The sequence below is a fragment of the Pseudomonas sp. Z5-35 genome (assembly GCF_051131945.1).
Taxonomy (GTDB): domain Bacteria; phylum Pseudomonadota; class Gammaproteobacteria; order Pseudomonadales; family Pseudomonadaceae; genus Aquipseudomonas; species Aquipseudomonas marvdashtae.
In genome coordinates this window covers 4,409,580-4,426,535 of sequence record NZ_CP071640.1, presented here as the reverse complement: position 1 = coordinate 4,426,535, position 16,956 = coordinate 4,409,580, and the positions used below count along the sequence as shown (strand labels likewise).

Below are 16,956 nucleotides of genomic sequence, written 5' to 3'. Positions count from 1 at the left end.
TACTCCCGGCAATTCAAAGTGCCCCGAGGTTTTACTGTGAAGAACTGGACGTTGCGCCAACGCATCCTGGCGAGTTTTGCAGTGATCATCGCCATCATGTTGCTGATGGTAGTGGTCACGTATTCGCGGTTGTTGAAGATCGAGGCCAGCGAACAGGAAGTGCGTACCGACGCCGTCCCAGGGGTTTATTTCAGTTCCATGATCCGAGGCGGCTGGGTCGACAGTTACGTCAAGACTCAGCAGCTCGTCGGCCTTTCCGGCCAGCGCGAAATAACCGCTGAGGACAAGGCGCTCTATCAGGGGTACGAGCAGCATCTGCGCGAAGAAATCCAGAACTATCAGAAGTTGATCCAGGACCCGGCCGACCAGGCTTCGTTCGACGAATTCGAGGTCAATCACCAGGACTTCAACAAGGCCTTGGCAAAGGTGCTGGACCTGTACCAGCGCAATGACTACGAAGGCGCGCGGCTGGCGTTGGAAAAAGAGCTGACGCCGGCATGGCTCGACGGCCGTGTGCACTTGAACCAGATCATCGAACGCAATCGCGAGCTGGCCGAACAAGCCACCCAGACCATTGGCCGCGCGGTGACGGCGGCGGAGGTCGCCATGGGCCTGTCATTTGTCGTCGCGGTGCTCGTGGCTGTGCTTTGCGGCCTGTTGCTGATGCGCGCAATCATGGCGCCCATGACGCGCATCGTGGAGATTCTCGATGTCATGCGCAGCGGCGACCTGAGCGGGCGCCTGGACCTGGCGCGCAAAGATGAATTCGGCGCCGTGGAGACTGGCTTCAACGACATGATGGCCGAGCTGACGTCGCTGGTGTCCCAGGCCCAGCGTTCCTCGGTGCAGGTCACCACCTCGGTGACCGAGATCGCCGCCACTTCCCGGCAGCAACAAGCCACCGCCACCGAAACCGCCGCGACCACCACTGAGATCGGCGCAACCTCCCGGGAAATTGCCGCCACGTCCCGCGATCTGGTCCGCACCATGACCGAAGTTTCCAGCGCCGCCGACCAGGCCTCGGTCGCTGCCGGCTCAGGCCAGCAGGGCCTGGCGCGCATGGAAGAAACCATGCACTCGGTGATGGGCGCGGCCGATCTTGTAAACGCCAAGCTGGCGATCCTCAATGAGAAGGCCGGCAACATCAATCAGGTGGTGGTGACCATCGTCAAGGTCGCCGACCAAACCAACCTGCTGTCGCTCAACGCTGCCATCGAGGCCGAGAAGGCCGGCGAATACGGACGCGGTTTCGCCGTGGTCGCCACCGAAGTCCGCCGCCTGGCCGACCAGACCGCGGTTGCCACCTACGACATCGAGCAAATGGTCCGCGAGATCCAGTCCGCCGTTTCGGCGGGCGTGATGGGCATGGACAAGTTCTCCGAAGAAGTGCGCCGCGGGATGGCCGAGGTGCAGCAGATCGGCGAGCAACTCTCGCAGATCATTCATCAGGTCCAGGCGTTGGCGCCCCGGGTATTGATGGTCAACGAGGGGATGCAGGCCCAGGCCACCGGCGCCGAGCAGATCAACCACGCCCTGGTGCAACTGGGCGATGCCAGCAGCCAGACCGTGGACTCCCTGCGCCAGGCCAGTTCTGCCATTGATGAGCTCAGCCAGGTGGCCGTGGGGCTGCGCAGCGGCGTCTCGCGCTTCAAAGTCTGATGGGTGAGTTCGAAGCCCGATCTGGCGCCGCTCCGGCGGCCCGGCAAACGCTGTTCCTGGTGTTTTGTATCGGAAACGAGCGCTACGCCTTGCAGGCCACCGACGTGGTGGAAGTATTGCCGCGTTTGTCGCTCAAGCCGATCGCCCGGGCGCCGTCCTGGGTGGCGGGGGTGTTTGCCTGGCGCGGCGTTGTCGTGCCGGTGATCGACCTTTGTGCCCTGACCTTCGGCCAGGACGCCCAGGCGCGCACCAGCACCCGGCTGGTACTGGTGCACTATCGGCACCAGGCGCAGCAAGCCGCGCAGGTACTGGGTTTGATTCTGGAGCAGGCCACCGATACGTTGCGTTGTGATCCGGCCGATTTCAAGCCTTACGGCCTGGACAATCGCCAGGCACCTTACCTCGGCCCGGTGCGTGAAGACGCCCAGGGCATGCTGCAATGGGTCCGGGTTAACGATTTGCTCGACGAGTCCGTTCGCGCGATGCTGTTTCCCACGCCGCCGCTGGAACTCAATGACAACGAGGGAGAGCGATGAACAGCGACCAGCGTTTTTTCGACTTCCTCAAGGAGCGTATCGGCTTGGACGTCACGTCCGTCGGCACTGCCATTATCGAGCGAGCGGTCCGCCAGCGTGTCCTTGCCGTCCCCGGCCGATCCACCGACGAATACTGGCAATCCCTGCAACACTCTGCCCAGGAGCAGCAGGCGCTGATCGAAGCGGTAATCGTCCCGGAGACCTGGTTCTTCCGTTACCCGGAATCCTTCGCCACGTTGGCCCGGCTGGCCACCCAGCGTCTCGCCGAGATCAAGCATCTGCGGGCGCTGCGCATTCTCAGCCTGCCGTGCTCCACCGGCGAAGAACCCTACTCGATCGCCATGGCCTTGCTCGACGCGGGGCTGGGACCTCATCAATTCAAGGTCGATGGGATGGACGTCAGCCCGCTGTCGATTGAAAAGGCCAGGGGGGCGCGTTACGGCAGGAACTCCTTCCGTGGCGCCGACCTGGGTTTTCGCGAGCGCTATTTCAGTGCCGAAGCGGACGGTTATAGCCTTGACGAGCGTGTACGCGGGCAAGTGCGCCTGCAAGTGGGAAATCTTCTGGATCCGTCCCTGCTGGTAAACGAGGCCCCCTACGATTTCGTGTTCTGCCGCAACCTGCTGATCTATTTCGACCAGCCGACCCAGCAGCAAGTGTTCGCGGTTCTCAAGCGCCTGACCCATGAGGACGGCGTGCTGTTCATTGGTCCTGCCGAGGGCAGTCTGTTGGGGCGCCTGGGCATGCGCTCGATCGGCATCGCCCAGTCGTTTGCCTTCAGCCGCCAGGGCGCGCCGGAGCCGCAACCGCTGCCGGCCCTGATGCCGACGCCGCTGCCGATTCGCCAACCGCCACCGCGAGTCGCTCCGCCGGTGATTCGGCCCCGGCCGTTTGCTGGCGGGGTCACGCCAATTGCCGCACCGAAAAGCAGCGACGCCGCGACCTTGTTGGCCAATATTGCCGCCCTGGCCAACGGCGGCAAAAGCGCCGAGGCCCGCGCCGCCTGCGAACAGTACGTGGGCAGCCATGCGCCAAACGCCCAGGTCTTCTATTGGCTGGGCTTGCTCAGCGACATGGCCGGCAGTGCACTCGAGGCCCAGGGTTTCTATCGCAAGGCGCTGTATCTTGAGCCGCAACACGCCGAGGCGTTGGTGCACTTGGCGGCGCTGCTGGCTTCCCAGGGAGACGCGGCCGGTGCCCGTCGATTGCAGGAGCGCGCGGCACGCAGTGGGCGCGCGGCTGACAGTGAGCGTAGATGATGAGCGGTTCGGCTTTCTATAACGTGACCCATGACGATGCCCAGGCCATCGATGACTGCTGGAACCGCATCGGCGTTCACGGCGACAAGTCTTGCCCGCTGCTGGTTGAGCATATTCACTGCCGCAATTGCTCAGTGTATTCGGCCGCCGCCACCCGTTTGCTCGACCGTTACGCCCTGCGCCAGGACGCCCGTGACTTGGCCTATGCCCCGGTGGACGCCGATGTCGTCACGCGCTCGCTGCTGATGTTCCGCCTGGGCGAAGAGTGGCTGGGCCTGGCTACCCGCAGCCTGGTGGAAGTGGCGCCGTTGCAGCCGATCCATTCGTTACCTCACCAGCGCTCCCGGGCCTTGCTCGGGGTTGCCAATGTGCGCGGGGCCTTGGTGGCTTGCCTGTCGCTGGTTGACTTGCTCGGGCTGGAGCCCGGCTCGGCGGCGCCCTCGGGAGGTCGGGTCATGCCGCGCATGCTGATCGTCGGCGCGCAAGGCGGGCCGGTGATGATGCCGGTCGATGAGGTGGACGGGATCCATGCCATTGATGAACGTATCCTGGCGAACGCTTCGCAATCGACCGGCAAATACACCCGTGGTGTGTTGCAGTACAACGGCCGTAACCTGCGTTGGCTCGATGAAGAACAGCTGTTGTCCGCCGTGTCCCGGAGCTTGTCATGACCCCCGACCAGATGCGCGACGCCTCGCTGCTGGAGCTGTTCAGCCTGGAAGCCGAAGCCCAGACCCAAGTGCTGAGTGCCGGCCTGCTGGCGCTGGAACGTGATCCGACCCAGGCCGACCATCTGGAATCGTGCATGCGCGCGGCTCATTCCCTCAAGGGTGCCGCGCGGATCGTCGGGGTCGATGCCGGGGTCAGCGTGGCTCATGTGATGGAAGATTGCCTGGTCAGCGCCCAGGAACGGCGCCTGGTGTTGCGCGCCGAACACATCGATGCCTTGCTGCAAGGCACTGATCTGTTGACCCGTATTGCGACGCCCGGCAACAGTGTCGGCGCCGAAGACGTCGAGGCCTATGTCGCACTGTTGGGCCGTTTGCTTGACCCTGCCGCGACGCCGGCGCCGACGGTCGCGTTGCCGAAGGCCGACCTATCCGCCGAGCCCATTGCTTTCGAAATGGCCGAGCCCGCGCCCACGGAGCCCGTAGGACCGCCCACCAAGAAAAAGCGCGTCACCGAAGAGGGCGAACGGGTCTTGCGAGTCACCGCCGGGCGCCTGAACAGCTTGTTGGACCTGTCGAGCAAGTCCCTTGTGGAAACCCAGCGCCTCAAGCCTTGGCTGGCGACCATGCAGCGGCTCAAGCGCCAGCAAGGCAACGGCCTGCGCGCCTTCGAAGACTTGAATGTGCACCTCAAGGACCACGTCCTGAGTTTGCAGGCCCAAGAGGCCCTCGGCGATGCCCGGCGCCTGCTGGCCGAGACCCAGCAATTGCTGGCGCAGAAAATCGCTGAACTGGACGAGTTCGCCTGGCAGGCCAGCCAGCGGGCGCAAGTGTTGTACGACACAGCGCTGGCCTGTCGCATGCGCCCGTTTGCCGATGTGCTTTCGGGGCAGGCGCGCATGGTTCGCGACCTGGGCCGCAGCCTGGGCAAACAGGTACGCCTGGAAATCGAGGGTGAGAAAACCCAGGTCGATCGCGACGTACTGGAAAAACTCGAAGCGCCGCTGACTCACTTGCTGCGCAACGCCGTGGACCATGGCATCGAGACGCCGGAACAACGAGTGTTGGCCGGCAAACCCGCCGAAGGCCTGATCCGCCTGCGGGCCTCGCACCAGGCCGGCCTGCTGGTGTTGGAACTGGCGGACGACGGTGGCGGCGTGGACCTGGAGCGGGTACGCCGTAGTGTCGTGGCGCGCGGCCTGTCCCCCGAGCACACCGCCGCCAGCCTGAGTGAAGAAGAGCTGCTGGCGTTTCTGTTCCTGCCCGGCTTCAGCCTGCGGGACAAAGTGACCGAAGTGTCCGGGCGCGGTGTCGGCCTGGATGCGGTCCAGCATATGGTCCGGCAGTTGCGCGGCGCGGTGGTGCTGGAGCAGACGGCTGGTCAGGGCAGTCGTTTCCACCTTGAAGTACCGCTGACGCTTTCGGTGGTGCGCAGCCTGGTGGTGGGAGTCGGCGGCGAAGCCTACGCATTTCCCTTGGCCCATATCGAACGCATGTGCGACCTGGCGCCCGAGGACATCGTCCAGGTCGAAGGCCGCCAACATTTCTGGCACGAAGGTCGCCATGTCGGCTTGGTTGCCGCCACTCAACTGCTCAATCGCCCGGCGACGCCGAACAGCGACCAGACCCTCAAGGTCGTGGTGATCCGTGAGCGGGAGGCGATTTATGGCGTGGCGGTGGAACGGTTCATTGGTGAGCGGACCCTGGTGGTCCTGCCCCTGGACGAGCGCCTGGGCAAGGTCCAGGACATTTCCGCCGGCGCCTTGCTGGACGACGGCTCGGTGGTGTTGATTGTCGATGTCGAAGATCTCTTGCGCTCCGTGGAGAAGCTGCTCGATGCCGGCCGACTGGAGCGCATTGCCCGGCGGAGCGACGCCCAGTCGCCGCGCAAGCGGATCCTGGTCGTCGATGACTCGCTGACCGTGCGTGAGCTGGAGCGCAAGCTGTTGCTCAATCGCGGCTACGACGTGGCCGTGGCCGTCGACGGCATGGACGGCTGGAATGCGTTGCGCGCGGAAGATTTCGACCTGCTCATCACCGACATCGACATGCCACGCATGGACGGTATCGAGTTGGTGTCGCTGCTGCGACGCGACAGCCGCTTGCAGTCGCTGCCGGTGATGGTGGTTTCCTACAAGGATCGCGAAGAAGATCGTCGCCGTGGCCTCGACGCCGGGGCCGACTATTATCTAGCCAAGGCGAGTTTTCACGACGACGCCTTGCTGGATGCCGTGGTCGAATTGATCGGAGGAGCACGGGTTTGAAGATCGCCATCGTCAATGACATGCCCCTGGCGGTCGAGGCCCTGCGCCGCGCGCTGGCGTTAGAGCCTGCGCATCAGTTGGTCTGGGTGGCCGCCAATGGCGCTGACGCTGTGCAGCGGTGCGCCGAATACACCCCCGACCTGATCCTGATGGACCTGTTCATGCCGATCATGGATGGCGTGGAAGCGACGCGGCGGATCATGGCCGACACCCCGTGCGCCATCGTGGTCGTGACCGGTGACAGCCAGCAGAACGTCCATCGGGTATTCGAGGCAATGGGCCATGGCGCCCTCGACGTGGTCGATACGCCGGCCCTGGGCGTCGGCAGGCCGGAGGACGCCGCGGCACCGCTGTTGCGCAAGATCGCCAACATCGGCTGGCTGATCGGCGAGCGCGGGAACGCTGAGCGCGCCATGCCGGCCGCACAACGAGCGCCGTTGTCACGCAACAGCCTGGTGGCGATCGGCTCGTCGGCGGGTGGCCCGGCTGCGTTGGAAGTGCTGCTCAAGGGGCTGCCGCGTGACTTCGCCCCAGCCATTGTGCTGGTCCAGCACGTGGACGAAGTGTTTGCCGCCGGCATGGCCGAATGGCTCAGCGGCGTGTCGGGCCTGGACGTCCGGTTGGCCCGGCATGGCGAGACGCCGCAAGGCGGCACGGTGTTGCTGGCGGGAACCAACCACCATCTGCGCCTGCTGAAAAACGGCACGCTTGCCTACACCGCCGAGCCGGTCAATGAGATCTATCGACCCTCCATCGATGTGTTTTTTGAAAGTGTCGCGCATTACTGGAACGGCGATGCGGTGGGGGTATTGCTCACCGGCATGGGCCGCGACGGTGCGCAGGGGCTTAAACTCATGCGCCAGCAAGGCTGCGTGACCATCGCCCAGGACCAGCAGAGCAGCGCGGTGTATGGCATGCCGAAGGCGGCGGCTGCCATCGACGCGGCGGCGCAAATTCTCGCGCTGGATAAAATAGCGCCACGCTTGGCGGAGATTTTCACCCAATGACCAACCCCCGCACCCCAGGCAGTATTCAGGTGAGCCTCCATGAATGATTTACAACTCGACGATTTCAAGCGCGACGAGAACGCCGCGATGGTCTTGCTCGTCGACGACCAGGCGATGATCGGCGAGGCAGTGCGGCGCGGGTTGTCGAATGAGCAGAACATCGATTTCCACTTCTGCTCCGACCCTCACCAAGCCATCGCCAACGCCGTTCGTATCAAGCCGACGGTGATTCTCCAGGACCTGGTTATGCCAGGCCTCGACGGCCTGAGCCTGGTGCGGGAATACCGCAACCACCCGGCGACCCGTGACATCCCGATCATTGTCCTGTCCACCAAGGAGGAGCCGCTGGTCAAGAGCGCGGCGTTTGCCGCCGGGGCCAATGATTACTTGGTCAAGTTGCCGGATAACATCGAGCTGGTGGCGCGCATCCGTTATCACTCTCGTTCCTACATGATGCTGTTGCAGCGCGACGCAGCTTATCGCGCCTTGCGGATCAGCCAGCAGCAGTTGCTTGACACCAACCTGGTGTTGCAACGGCTGATGAACTCCGATGGCCTCACGGGGCTGTCCAACCGCCGGCACTTCGATGAATACCTGGAGCTGGAATGGAGGAGGGCGCTGCGGGACCAGACCCAGCTGTCGCTGTTGATGATCGACGTGGACTACTTCAAGTCCTACAACGACAACTTCGGACACCTGGAGGGCGATGAAGCCCTGCGCAAGGTCGCCACGGCGATCCGCGAGTCGTGCAGCCGCCCCTCTGACCTACCGGCCCGCTATGGCGGCGAGGAGTTCGCCCTGGTTCTGCCGGGCACCGCGCCGGGCGGCGCCCGGTTGATGGCCGAGAAACTGCGCCAGAGCGTGGTCGCCCTGAAAATCCCTCATGCCACGCCTGACGGTGGCGCGAACCTGACCATCAGCATTGGCGTCTCGACCTTCACCCCACAGCAGGGCGGCGATTGCCGGCAACTGATTTCGGCGGCGGACAAGGGGCTGTACCTGGCCAAGCACAATGGGCGTAATCGGGTGGGGGTTGAATAAATCCCTGCTTGGCGAGATTGCTTTTGTGGCGAGGGAGCTTGCTCCCGCTGGGGCGCGCAGCGGCCCTGAAACCAGTTGGCTCGGTGTGCCAGGTCGATTGAGGGGGCCGTTTTGGGGCTGCTGCGCAACCCAGCGGGAGCAAGCTCCCTCGCCACAGGGGCCGTACGCTCAATCTCATTCCCCCTAAAGCCGCCAGGCGGGCTGCCGCTGGCGCTTGATTACGTTATACTCGCCGGCTTTCAAAAGTTCGCCAACGAGTGCTGCCCGCCATGGAAATCAACCCGATCCTGAACACCATCAAGGACCTGTCCGAGCGCTCCGAAACTATTCGGGGGTATCTTTGACTACGATCAAAAGCATGAGCGCCTGACCGAAGTCAATCGCGAGCTTGAAGATCCGAATGTCTGGAACAACCCTTCCTACGCCCAGGAGCTGGGCCGCGAGCGCTCTGCGCTGGCGCAGATCGTCGAGACCCTGGACGAGATGTCCAGTGGCCTGGCCGATTGCCGCGACCTGCTGGACATGGCCGTCGAAGAGAATGACGAAGGTGCGGTCGGCGATGTTGTCGCCGAACTGACACGTCTCGAAGAGGCCCTGGCCAAGCTGGAATTCCGTCGCATGTTCAGCGGCGAGATGGACATGAACAACGCCTACCTGGACATCCAGGCCGGCTCCGGCGGCACCGAAGCCCAGGACTGGGCCAACATCCTGCTGCGCATGTACCTGCGCTGGGCTGACAAACGCGGTTTCGACGCCACCATCATGGAACTGTCCGCCGGTGAAGTCGCCGGGATCAAGGGCGCCACCGTGCACATCAAGGGCGAATACGCCTTTGGCTGGTTGCGTACCGAGATCGGCGTGCATCGCCTGGTGCGCAAGAGCCCGTTCGACTCCGGCAACCGTCGGCACACCTCCTTCTCGGCGGTATTCGTCTCGCCGGAAATCGATGACAACATCGAAATCGAGATCAACCCTGCCGATCTGCGCATCGACACCTACCGCTCCTCCGGTGCCGGTGGCCAGCACGTCAACACCACCGACTCGGCCGTACGGATTACCCACGTACCGACCAACACCGTGGTCAGTTGCCAGAACGAACGCTCCCAGCACGCGAACAAAGACACCGCGATGAAAATGCTGCGGGCGCGTTTGTACGAGCAGGAAGTGCAGAAGCGCAATGCCGCGTCCCAGGCCCTGGAAGACACCAAGTCGGACATCGGCTGGGGTCACCAGATCCGTTCGTACGTGCTCGACGCTTCGCGGATCAAGGATTTACGCACCAGCATCGAACGCAGCGACTGCGATAAAGTGCTCGACGGCGATATCGATGAGTACCTGATCGCCAGCCTCAAGCAAGGGCTGTAACGCGACACCCACGCGGCGGGCAGGCACGCTTCCTCGGGAGCGAGGCTTGCCCGCAAACTCCGGCCCCGGGGCCGGGGGCAACGAACCTGTGATGGAAACCTTAAAGACATGAGCGACCTAGAACTCGACCCGCAAGCCCTGCAACAGGAAGAAAACTCCCTGATCGCCCTGCGCAAGGAAAAGCTTGCTGCCGAGCGCGCCAAGGGCCAGGCCTTCCCTAACGACTTCCGCCGCGACGCGTATTGCGACGTCCTGCAGAAGAAGTACGCGGACAAGACCAAGGAAGAGCTGGCCGAGGCGGCGATTCCAGTAAAGGTCGCCGGTCGCATCATGCTCGATCGTGGTTCGTTCCTGGTGATCCAGGACATGACCGGTCGCATCCAGGTCTACGTCAACCGCAAGACCCTGCCGGAAGAAACCCTGGCGGCCGTCAAGACCTGGGACCTGGGCGACATCATTGCCGCCGAAGGCACCCTGGCCCGTTCCGGCAAGGGCGACCTGTACGTCGAAATGACCAGCGTGCGCTTGTTGACCAAGTCCCTGCGCCCGCTGCCGGACAAACACCACGGCCTGACCGACACCGAGCAGCGCTATCGCCAGCGCTACGTCGACCTGATCGTCAACGAAGACGTGCGCCACACCTTCCGCGTGCGCTCGCAGGTCATCGCCCACATCCGCAGCTTCCTGATGAAGCGTGACTTCCTCGAAGTCGAGACGCCGATGTTGCAGACCATTCCTGGCGGCGCGGCGGCCAAGCCGTTCGAGACCCACCACAACGCCCTGGACATGGAAATGTTCCTGCGTATCGCGCCGGAGCTGTACCTCAAGCGGCTTGTTGTCGGTGGATTTGAAAAGGTCTTCGAGATCAACCGCAACTTCCGTAACGAAGGCGTCTCGACCCGGCACAACCCCGAGTTCACCATGCTCGAGTTCTACCAGGCCTACGCTGACTACAAAGACAACATGGACCTGACCGAAGAACTGTTCCGCGAGCTGGCGCAGTTGGTATTGGGCACCACCGACGTGCCGTACGGCGACAAAGTGTTCCACTTCGGCGAGCCGTTCGTGCGCCTGTCGGTGTTTGATTCGATCCTCAAGTACAACCCTGAGATCACCGCCGCCGACCTGCAGGACATCGACAAGGCCCGTGCCATCGCCAAGAAGGCCGGCGCCAAAGTCCTTGGCTTCGAAGGCCTGGGCAAGCTGCAAGTGATGATTTTCGAAGAGCTGGTCGAGCACAAGCTGGAACAGCCGCATTTCATTACCCAATACCCGTTCGAAGTCTCGCCGCTGGCCCGTCGCAACGACGAGAACCCAAGCGTGACCGACCGTTTCGAGCTGTTTATCGGTGGTCGTGAAATCGCCAACGCCTATTCCGAGCTCAACGATGCCGAAGACCAGGCCGAGCGCTTCATGGCCCAGGTGGCCGACAAGGACGCGGGTGACGACGAAGCCATGCACTACGACGCCGATTTTGTCCGTGCCCTGGAGTACGGCATGCCGCCGACGGCTGGCGAAGGCATCGGGATCGATCGCCTGGTGATGTTGTTGACCAACTCACCGTCGATCCGGGATGTCATCCTCTTCCCGCACATGCGGCCCCAAGCGTAAGTGTTTCAGTTAAAAAGCCGCCTCGATGGGCGGCTTTTTATTGCCTGTCTGGTACAAACGTATCAAATGGTTACTTCTGACTAGCGAGGAAAGACCTGTCGTGAATCGTGCAATGGCTCCAGAAGGTGCAGCGGGCGTCGCCACTGCTGTCGCTGAAAGTGTTCAGTACCAGGGCCGCAAGGCCAGCCGACAGGGCAGTGAACAGCGCCGCCAGGAGATTCTCGACGCGGCCATGCGCATCGTGGTGCGCGATGGCGTGCGGGCGGTGCGACACCGCGCGGTGGCTGCTGAAGCGGGCGTGCCGCTGTCGGCCACCACTTACTATTTCAAGGACATCGATGACCTGCTCACCGATACCTTCGCTCAATACGTGGAACGTAGCGCGGCCTTCATGGCCAAGCTGTGGACCAACAATGAAGGCCTGTTGCGCGAAATGGTCGCCTATGGCGACGGCAGCGCGGCAGCACGCTCGCAGCTGGCGGACGACATCGCGCGGATGACGGCGGACTACGTGCAGCATCAATTGCAGAGTCGTCGCGATTACCTGATGGCCGAGCAGGCGTTCCGCCAGGAAGCGCTGCTCAACCCGCGCCTGGCCGAACTGGTACGCTCCCATCAGCAAATCCTGCTGCACGGGACGTGTCAGTTTTTCCAGGTTTTGGGCTCGCGTGAGCCGCAACAGGATGCCAAAGTGTTGACGGCGATTATCGGACGGATGGAATATCAGGGCTTGCTCAATGGCGCCGAGCCGGTAGCCGATGAAGACATGCTTGGCATCCTGACCCGTTACATGCACCTGGTACTGGCGTCGGTGTAACCCGAACTGTTGCCATAGGGAGTTCAAATGAAAGCCTGGCGTGCCGTCGTGCTGGCCGTGTCGTTGCTGTTGCTCAGTGGTTGCCTGGTGTCGTTCAAGGCGCCGTTGCCCGACAGCGAAGCCGCGCCCAATGGCCTGCTTGGCCAGTGGACCAGCACCAATGCCTGGGGTGAACCGCTGAACCTGGAGCTGACGGAGGTCGGCAAGCATCGCTATCAGGCGATCAGCTACTTCAGGGCCAAGCCCCAGGAGCGCGAAGCCATTCCCCTGACCGTCTCCCGTCACGGCAGCCGCTGGTACCTGTCGGCCAAGGTGCCGGCCCGGTATGGCGGACATTTTGTCATCGCCGGCTTCGAACTGACCGACAAGCAGGAACTGGTGGTCTACAACCTGGACTTGGACCAAATCAACCAGGCGATCAGCCAGAAGATCCTCAGCGGCCAGCCGAACCAGAGCGAGGAAGGCGACGGCGTGTTGGTGGACAGTGACATGGACAAGGTCTTCAGCTATCTCGACAACCCGGCGAACTCCGATGTGTTCTCGGAAGCCGTGCGCTACCAACGACTGACCCAACCCCAATAACTGCAACAAACGGACGTTTTTTCACAGGAGTTCCGGGTGGACGATTACCAGCAGACGATACGCAACTTGTCCGATCGCATTGTGCTGGCGCAAACGCCGATTCGCATTCTCGACGCGGTGAAGTGGGACGAGAGCATCCGCAAGGGCTTTCTCAAGGCCAAGGGCAAGGAAATGCCTGCCGTGGACCGCGACTATTACCTGAACCGACCGCTGGCGTTCGATTCGAGCAAGGTGAAGCTGGAATTCCAGAACATCGAGCGCGACATCACCCGCCAGCTTGGGCAGTTCAACCCGGTGGGCCAGATCATGCGGCGCATGTGCAAGGAGTACCGCATGGTGGTGCGCATGCTCGAAGCGCGCGGCACCGAGGATTTCGGGCTAATTTCCCAGGAACTGTACGGCGCCGCCTCCGACGCCTTTCATGCCGGTGACCCGACCCTGGCCGACCTGGGCCTGATGCTCTCCGATTATCTGAATAACATCGACGGCCGTGGCGACCTCAAGGACGAACCCAAGGAGCTCAGCGCCAAGGAAGCCGTCAGCCTGTTGCAACACCGCCTCAACCGGGTGTTTGGCGAAGCCGAGGAAACCATCCGCGTGTTCGAGTCCGACGGCATCGTGGCCGACGCGGCGGCGGGCGCCGACTACATCAAGATTCGCACCGATGCGATGTTCAATGAGCGAGACGTGCGGGCCCTGGAAGTCCATGAGGGATTGGTGCACGTCGGCACCACCCTGAACGGTTTGAACCAGCCGATCTGCACCTTCCTGTCCAAGGGCCCACCCTCGTCGACGGTGACCCAGGAAGGCCTGGCGATCCTGATGGAAATCATCACCTTCGCCTCTTACCCGAGTCGCCTGCGCAAGCTCACCAACCGCACCCGCGCCATTCACATGGTGGAGGAGGGGGCCGATTTCCTGCAGGTGTTCGAGTTCTTCCGCGAGCAAGGTTTTGAAATGGCCGATAGCTATGGCAACGCCAGTCGGGTTTTCCGTGGCTCGGTGCCGACCGGTCTGCCATTCACCAAGGACTTGTCCTACCTCAAGGGCTTCATCATGGTTTACAACTATATTCAGCTGGCCGTGCGCAAAGGCAAGCTGGAGCAAGTGCCGCTGCTGTTCTGCGGCAAGACCACCCTTGAGGACATGCGCACGTTGCGGCAACTGGTGGACGAAGGCCTGGTCGTCCCGCCCAAGTACCTGCCCGAACAATTTCGCGACATGAACGCGCTGTCGGCCTGGATGTGCTTCTCCAACTTCTTGAACCATCTGAGCCTGGACCGGATCGAAGCGGATTATTCCAACATCCTTTAAGCATCACGAAGTCCAACCACAGGGGGACTGCGTTCAACTTCTGACTTGCGAGGCTGCACCGGATGCGAACCCTCGGCATCATTTGCCTGTTGTTGGCCCTGAGCGGTTGCAGCTCCCTGCTGTTCTACCCGGAGCGCGGCCTGCCTTTCACGCCGGAGCGGGCCAAGCTCGAATACCGCGACGTCACCCTGACCACCGCTGACGGCCTGAAGCTGCGCGGTTGGTGGTTACCGGCCAAGCCGGGCGTCGAGGTCAAGGGCACGGTGCTGCATCTGCACGGCAATGGCGGCAACCTGGCCTGGCACCTGGGCGGGAGCTGGTGGTTGCCCGAGCAGGGGTATCAAGTCTTGATGATCGATTACCGTGGCTATGGCGTCTCCGAAGGTGAGCCGAGCCTGCCGGCGATCTACCAGGACATCGACGCGGCGTTCCAATGGCTCGACCAGTCGCCCGACGTCCAGGGCAAGCCGCTGGTGTTGCTCGGCCAGAGCCTGGGCGGCGCGCTGGCGGTGCATTACCTTGTCGAACATCCCCAGCGCCAGCGGCAGCTCAAGGCGGTGGTGCTCGACGGCGTGCCCGCCAGTTATCGCGACGTCGGCCGTTTTGCCTTGGGCACGTCATGGCTGACCTGGGCGTTGCAAGTGCCGCTGTCATGGTGGGTGCCGGACGGTGACAGCGCCATCGGCTCGATGGCGCAACTGACTGGCGTGCCGAAACTGATCTACCACAGCCTCGACGATCCCATCGTGCCCCTTTCCAATGGCATCCGCTTGTATCAAGCTGCGCCGCCACCCCGGGTCCTGCAATTGACGCGGGGCGGGCATGTACAAACCTTCGCCGACCCGACCTGGCGAACCGTGATGCTGCGTTACCTCGACGATCCCCAGCACTTCGACGGCCTGCGCCTCCTGGGCGAGGTTGCGAATTACCCGAAATCATCCGTTGAATCACCCGAGAACCCGCAATGAGCGAAGAACGTAACGCCATCCCCCTGATCATCACCGGCATCTGCAGCATCCTCGGCACCGTCGCGGTGCTCTGGTATTACGGTTACCTGCATTTCGCCAAGCCCGAGGATGCGTTGCTGCTCGACCAGTTCACCATGCTCAAGACCGTCCCGGGTGAAGATTACAAAGTCGCCCTGGAGCCTGCGCCACAGGTCGCCCAATGTATCGATGGCGTGCTGGTGTTGTTCGACACCGAGCAGAAAGGCCTGACTGGCGTGCTGATCAACCAGAAGAAGCGTGCCGTGCGCTGCATGGGCCAGGAAACGCCGCAAAAACTGCAGCCCTGAGCGACTCCATTGTGTGAGCAATAAAAAGCCCCGCCTGAGCGAACCCAGGCGGGGCTTTTTGTCATGCGGTCAGCCGATCATTGCGCGCTCATGGTCGAACGCGGGGCGACTGGCTGGTTGTCGTTGGAGATGGTCACTTCCACACGACGGTTCATGGCACGGCCCGAGACGCTGGTGTTGTCTGCCACCGGGAATTCCTTGCCGTAGCCCTGGGTCACGATGCGGGCTGGGTCGACGCCCATTTTTACCAGGGCGGTACGCACGGAACTGGCGCGGCGCTCGGACAGCGACTGGTTGTACGCGTCGGAGCCGGTGCTGTCGGTATAGCCTTCGATGATCACTTTGCGATCCGGGTTTTCCTGGAGGAACTGCGCCAGTTTGCTCACGTTGGTCATGCCGCTGGTGCGCAGGTCGGACTTGTTGGTGGCAAACAGCACGTCGCCGAAGGTCACCAGCGTACCGCGCTCGGTCTGCTTGGCGTTGAGGCTGTCCTGCAGCTGCTTGATCTGCGCGTTACGTGCGTCGAGCAGGGCGCGGGCGCGTTCGTCACCGGCGTTTTTCAGCTCGGCTTCGGCGTTGCGCAGGGCGATGGTCTGCTTGGCCACCTCGACACGCTGGTTGGTCAGGTAGGCCAGTTGGTCAACCTTGGCTTCGTCTTCCTTGTCCAGGTAGGCCTTGTCGGCCTTGGCCAGGAATTCGGCGGCGTCCTTGGTTTCCAGGGCGGCGACTTTAGTGGCGGCTGGATCGGCCTGCAGGCCGTTGTAGTTGGTGCGGGCCTGTTCCAGGTTCGCGTTCGGGTCGTGGGAGCAAGCGGCCAGGGCTACGCAGGCGGCGAGCAGGGCGGGCATCATGAAATGTTTGTGCGTCATAGTCTGTCGTCCTTTTATCGTTGAGAAGTACGTCGTGGCGTGGACAGGTTTACTGAACCTTGTTCATGCCTTCCTGACGCAGTTCCTGAACCCCTTTCTGGGAATCCTTGAGTGCTTGTTCGGCTTTGGCGGCCTGGGCCTTGCGCTCGGCGACGCGGGCGTCCCACTCGGCCTGTTCGGCCAGACGCTTGGCCTCTTCGTAATTCTCGTCGTGCATGGCGATCTCGGCCTGCTTGAGCTTGTCCTGGGCCGATTTCATTTCCACTGCAGCGAACTCGGTACCGCCGGCGCTGACGGCGCTGTTGACCGCCGATTGCGTGACTGCGTACTGCTCAGAAGGTGGATTGCCGGCACAACCGGCCAGGATGAAGCTGCTACCGATAGCCAGGGCAGCCAACTTCAGGCCGCGCAGGCCAGTGGATGAGGGTTTGGCAGTGCAGGTATTCATAGGCTTCAACTCCATTGGAAAACTCCTGAAAAAAACACTTATCCATGCTGGGACCGAAGCCGTGACGTCTGTTTTGGCGCTGGCGCCAGGGCGCGTTTATTTAAACGGCCGTTCCAGTATGGTTACTCGGTGTGACCCGAGGCGTTTTTCAAAAGTTCAGGCAGGGATGGCCAATCGCCAAAAGAAATGCTGACTGATCGGTCAGGCGCGAAAAAGCTGAAC

General features: G+C 62.5%; 16 protein-coding genes. 14 read left to right on the top strand and 2 right to left on the bottom strand.

The window, feature by feature from the left end; genetic code table 11:
- Positions 1 to 36: 36 nt before the first annotated feature.
- The 14 genes from J3P95_RS20335 to J3P95_RS20270 all read left to right on the top strand — a co-directional run bounded on the left by J3P95_RS20335 (position 37) and on the right by J3P95_RS20270 (position 15,417).
- Positions 37 to 1,659 carry a methyl-accepting chemotaxis protein gene (locus tag J3P95_RS20335; RefSeq protein ID WP_434579918.1) on the top strand — a complete coding sequence of 541 codons (1,623 nt, stop codon included), beginning with the start codon at positions 37 to 39 and terminating at the stop codon, positions 1,657 to 1,659.
- On the top strand, positions 1,659 to 2,195 hold the full coding sequence (locus J3P95_RS20330; protein ID WP_434579919.1) for a chemotaxis protein CheW: 537 nt from the start codon (positions 1,659 to 1,661) through the stop codon (positions 2,193 to 2,195). Before J3P95_RS20335 ends, J3P95_RS20330 begins: the two co-directional genes overlap by 1 nt.
- Positions 2,192 to 3,454 carry a CheR family methyltransferase gene (locus tag J3P95_RS20325; protein WP_434579921.1) on the top strand — a complete coding sequence of 421 codons (1,263 nt, stop codon included), beginning with the start codon at positions 2,192 to 2,194 and terminating at the stop codon, positions 3,452 to 3,454. The genes J3P95_RS20330 and J3P95_RS20325 overlap by 4 nt, the downstream gene beginning before the upstream one ends.
- Positions 3,454 to 4,125, top strand: coding sequence for a chemotaxis protein CheW (locus J3P95_RS20320; protein ID WP_434579922.1), 672 nt, complete (start codon positions 3,454 to 3,456; stop codon positions 4,123 to 4,125). Before J3P95_RS20325 ends, J3P95_RS20320 begins: the two co-directional genes overlap by 1 nt.
- The gene (locus J3P95_RS20315; RefSeq protein ID WP_434579923.1) at positions 4,122 to 6,386 is read left to right on the top strand and encodes a hybrid sensor histidine kinase/response regulator; all 2,265 of its coding nucleotides are present in this window, start codon (positions 4,122 to 4,124) and stop codon (positions 6,384 to 6,386) included. Before J3P95_RS20320 ends, J3P95_RS20315 begins: the two co-directional genes overlap by 4 nt.
- Complete coding sequence (locus tag J3P95_RS20310; RefSeq protein ID WP_434579925.1) at positions 6,383 to 7,393, top strand: chemotaxis response regulator protein-glutamate methylesterase; 1,011 nt, start codon at positions 6,383 to 6,385, stop codon at positions 7,391 to 7,393. Before J3P95_RS20315 ends, J3P95_RS20310 begins: the two co-directional genes overlap by 4 nt.
- Before the next feature lie 39 nt (positions 7,394 to 7,432).
- Positions 7,433 to 8,434: a diguanylate cyclase gene (locus J3P95_RS20305; protein WP_434558479.1), complete on the top strand. Its 1,002-nt coding sequence runs from the start codon at positions 7,433 to 7,435 to the stop codon at positions 8,432 to 8,434.
- A gap of 269 nt (positions 8,435 to 8,703) precedes the next feature.
- A protein-coding gene (gene prfB / locus J3P95_RS20300; protein ID WP_186611153.1) for a peptide chain release factor 2 occupies positions 8,704 to 9,799 on the top strand; the annotation gives its coding sequence in 2 pieces (ribosomal slippage) (positions 8,704 to 8,775 and positions 8,777 to 9,799; 1,095 coding nt in all).
- Positions 9,800 to 9,907: 108 nt separating this feature from the next.
- Positions 9,908 to 11,410: a lysine--tRNA ligase gene (gene lysS / locus J3P95_RS20295; RefSeq protein WP_434558478.1), complete on the top strand. Its 1,503-nt coding sequence runs from the start codon at positions 9,908 to 9,910 to the stop codon at positions 11,408 to 11,410.
- Positions 11,411 to 11,510: 100 nt separating this feature from the next.
- Positions 11,511 to 12,227: a TetR/AcrR family transcriptional regulator gene (locus tag J3P95_RS20290; RefSeq protein ID WP_434558477.1), complete on the top strand. Its 717-nt coding sequence runs from the start codon at positions 11,511 to 11,513 to the stop codon at positions 12,225 to 12,227.
- Between the two features lie 27 nt (positions 12,228 to 12,254).
- Positions 12,255 to 12,809, top strand: coding sequence for a hypothetical protein (locus J3P95_RS20285; protein ID WP_434558476.1), 555 nt, complete (start codon positions 12,255 to 12,257; stop codon positions 12,807 to 12,809).
- Positions 12,810 to 12,845: 36 nt separating this feature from the next.
- Entirely contained in the window at positions 12,846 to 14,123 is a 1,278-nt protein-coding gene (locus J3P95_RS20280; protein ID WP_434558475.1) for a flavohemoglobin expression-modulating QEGLA motif protein, read from the top strand.
- Between the two features lie 62 nt (positions 14,124 to 14,185).
- Positions 14,186 to 15,091 carry an alpha/beta hydrolase gene (locus J3P95_RS20275; RefSeq protein ID WP_434579929.1) on the top strand — a complete coding sequence of 302 codons (906 nt, stop codon included), beginning with the start codon at positions 14,186 to 14,188 and terminating at the stop codon, positions 15,089 to 15,091.
- Positions 15,088 to 15,417 (top strand): hypothetical protein, encoded by a 330-nt coding sequence (locus J3P95_RS20270; protein WP_186611159.1) that lies wholly within the window; start codon positions 15,088 to 15,090, stop codon positions 15,415 to 15,417. Before J3P95_RS20275 ends, J3P95_RS20270 begins: the two co-directional genes overlap by 4 nt.
- A gap of 77 nt (positions 15,418 to 15,494) precedes the next feature.
- On the opposite strand, the gene J3P95_RS20265 is transcribed toward J3P95_RS20270, so the two are convergent.
- Together J3P95_RS20265 and J3P95_RS20260 are read right to left on the bottom strand one after the other, a co-directional pair.
- Positions 15,495 to 16,286 (bottom strand): OmpA family protein, encoded by a 792-nt coding sequence (locus tag J3P95_RS20265; protein ID WP_434558473.1) that lies wholly within the window; start codon positions 16,284 to 16,286, stop codon positions 15,495 to 15,497.
- 49 nt (positions 16,287 to 16,335) lie between these two features.
- Positions 16,336 to 16,749 carry a DUF4398 domain-containing protein gene (locus J3P95_RS20260; RefSeq protein ID WP_014336761.1) on the bottom strand — a complete coding sequence of 138 codons (414 nt, stop codon included), beginning with the start codon at positions 16,747 to 16,749 and terminating at the stop codon, positions 16,336 to 16,338.
- Positions 16,750 to 16,956: the final 207 nt, after the last annotated feature.